The organism is Pseudarthrobacter sp., from assembly GCF_036675385.1.
Classification (GTDB): Bacteria; Actinomycetota; Actinomycetes; order Actinomycetales; family Micrococcaceae; genus Arthrobacter.
Genome location: NZ_JAKFFD010000241.1, coordinates 1 through 2,212, shown reverse-complemented (window position 1 = coordinate 2,212; position 2,212 = coordinate 1). Strand labels below are relative to the sequence as shown.

At 63.3% G+C, this 2,212-nt stretch carries 2 protein-coding genes; one reads left to right on the top strand and one right to left on the bottom strand.

What is annotated here, in order from left to right; all coding sequences use genetic code 11:
• Positions 1-349: 349 nt before the first annotated feature.
• Complete coding sequence (locus V6M49_RS19825; RefSeq protein WP_332762880.1) at positions 350-955, bottom strand: class I SAM-dependent methyltransferase; 606 nt, start codon at positions 953-955, stop codon at positions 350-352.
• Between the two features lie 539 nt (positions 956-1,494).
• Between V6M49_RS19825 and V6M49_RS19820 the strand changes: the two genes are divergently transcribed.
• Positions 1,495-1,836: a YciI family protein gene (locus V6M49_RS19820; protein WP_141138733.1), complete on the top strand. Its 342-nt coding sequence runs from the start codon at positions 1,495-1,497 to the stop codon at positions 1,834-1,836.
• Positions 1,837-2,212: the final 376 nt, after the last annotated feature.

Below are 2,212 nucleotides of genomic sequence, written 5' to 3'. Positions count from 1 at the left end.
TCTTGAATTAGGGGGTTTGGCCGCCCGCGGTAACCAGCTCTTCGCTGTTCCCCTCGCGGCGACTTAGAAAACAATACACCCACCCAACCCCCACCGCAAATCCACCCCCACAACAGGCCCTACGCCCCCAGGATCCGCGTCGTGGCGGGGAATCTGAGGGGCTCACCGGAGTCCCGGTGCACTATTCGGCCAGAACGGGTTTCTGTTGACTGGATCACATCGCGCAGGGAATGGCCAGCAGCCGAGACGACCAGGGCTATGGACTCTCCGGTGGCAGCTCGGAACCTCTGCCGTGTTGTAGGTTCGCCCTATCGTGAACCTCTGTGCGCGTCCCTGCCGGCCATGTCGACTAAGAACGGCTCAGGCGTGCACTGATGGCGGCGTGCGGCCGATGACCAGGATCAGTTCTTCTCTGATGGGAGACGGTTTCGAAGCCGGCTGCACCAAGGATCCTGCTAAGGTCTCCCACGGGCCAGGAGTACGCAGGCGTCACCGCATGCGGAAATCTCTCGATTTCGTCTGAGTCAAACAGACCTAGCAGGAGAACTCCGCCAGGAGCCAGGCGCCGTGCCAGTTCCCGGAGAACGGAGGGAACCTGGTCGGGTTCACAGTGGATTAGCGAGTACCAAGCCAGGATGCCGGATGCATATCCTTCGGGAACTCCGAGACTCGTGAGGGAGGCGACGCGGAATGGGATGCCGGGGAAGGATGCCTCTGCTTGCTTGATAAACGCCGGCACCAAATCGATTCCTTCGGCCGCCGCCCCTTGGTCCGCGAGGAACTTGGTCCAATGGCCGGGCCCGCATCCCACATCCAGCACTGGCCCCACCAGAGGTGCGACCCACTCAGCTATGAGCTTCCGGTCAGCCGGATGTGTGGACTCTACAGACCCAAATCTGGCAATGTACTCGGCGGCTCTCCATGAGTACGCGGTCTCGACCGCTGCATCCGTCATGCAGCCACCCTATGGCGGGCAGCAGGAATCGATGCATCCGGGCAGAGTTGCCTATTCGTTTGGAGTGCCCTCTATAGACCGGTACGGCCGCGGTGGCCACGGATGGCCTGCTGGACCCGACGCCGGCACTCATCGAGTGCCCACCAGGCGGGCGGTTCCGGTGCCCACCCGGATCGGGGTGAGGTCGACGATCACGGTAACGTACTTGTCGCCACTCCTGGTCTGGTGCCACATGTACCCGCAATCGATACACCGGTGCCGGCGGATAGTGACCTTGAGGACCTTGGAACGACAGCCCACCGGCTCGAGCGATCATGTCGAAGAGATCCATGGCTGCTGTTATCGCCAACCCCTCCCTCGCGGGCGCGCGCTTTAGAGCGTGCTCTCAGACGGTGCCGATCGAGCAGGTTCTGCGGGTCGGCCGAGGCGCAGAACCTTGACCACATGTCGGGCGTCGGAGCCATAATCAGGTTGGGCACTAGCGCGGTGCCGCAGAGAAGAGCCGACGGACGGCGCCGCCGGAGCAGAGGAGTCCTCGAATGACGAAGTACCTGATCTCGTTCCCTGGTGAGGCCATGGTGGTCCCCGAGGAGGATTTCGAGGCGGTGGTCGAAGCCTCGCATGCAGTCATCGAAGAGGCCAAGGCGGCGGGCGTGTACGTCTTCGGCGGCGGGATCGATGAAAACGTACACCCGGTGCTCGTGGCCGGTGACGGCACCGTCACCGAGGGCACATACCCAGGCCATAAGGTACCCAACGGCGGCTACACCGTTCTCGAGCTGCCCTCGCGGGAGGCGGCACTCGGATGGGCTGCGAAGATCGCCGTCGCCTGCCGCTGCTCACAAGAAGTCCGGCAGTTCCACTACGACCCGGCCAGCTGACGAGTGCAACCCCAGTCAGCGCCGTTCGTACGTCGCGCGCCCACAACGAGAGGCGTACACCGGCACATAGGGCGGGTGATCTCGACCGACGGCACCCGCCGGCCAACTGGTCGATCGGAGCCGGTCGGCCTCCGGTGTACGCCAGCCGGCAAACCAACATGCCGCCACCGGTCATTGCTGTGGGGGTGTCCGAATTCACTGCAGGATGAGAGAGGGTCCGGGTTTTCGCTGGATTAAGTGAGAGAGCGTCCCCGGTTCGGGGGTGTTTTGTGGTGTGGTGGTTAACGTGGGAGAGCCCCCCAACCTGGTGGTTGGGGGGCTCTCGACCTGTAATGATGTTCCGGCGGTGACCTACTCTCCCACACCCTCCCGGGTG

Coding starts and splice junctions, on each gene's coding strand:
- V6M49_RS19825 (WP_332762880.1), bottom strand. CDS start 955: ATGACGGATGCAGCGGTCGAGACCGCGTACTCATGGAGAGCCGCCGAG.
- V6M49_RS19820 (WP_141138733.1), top strand. CDS start 1,495: ATGACGAAGTACCTGATCTCGTTCCCTGGTGAGGCCATGGTGGTCCCC.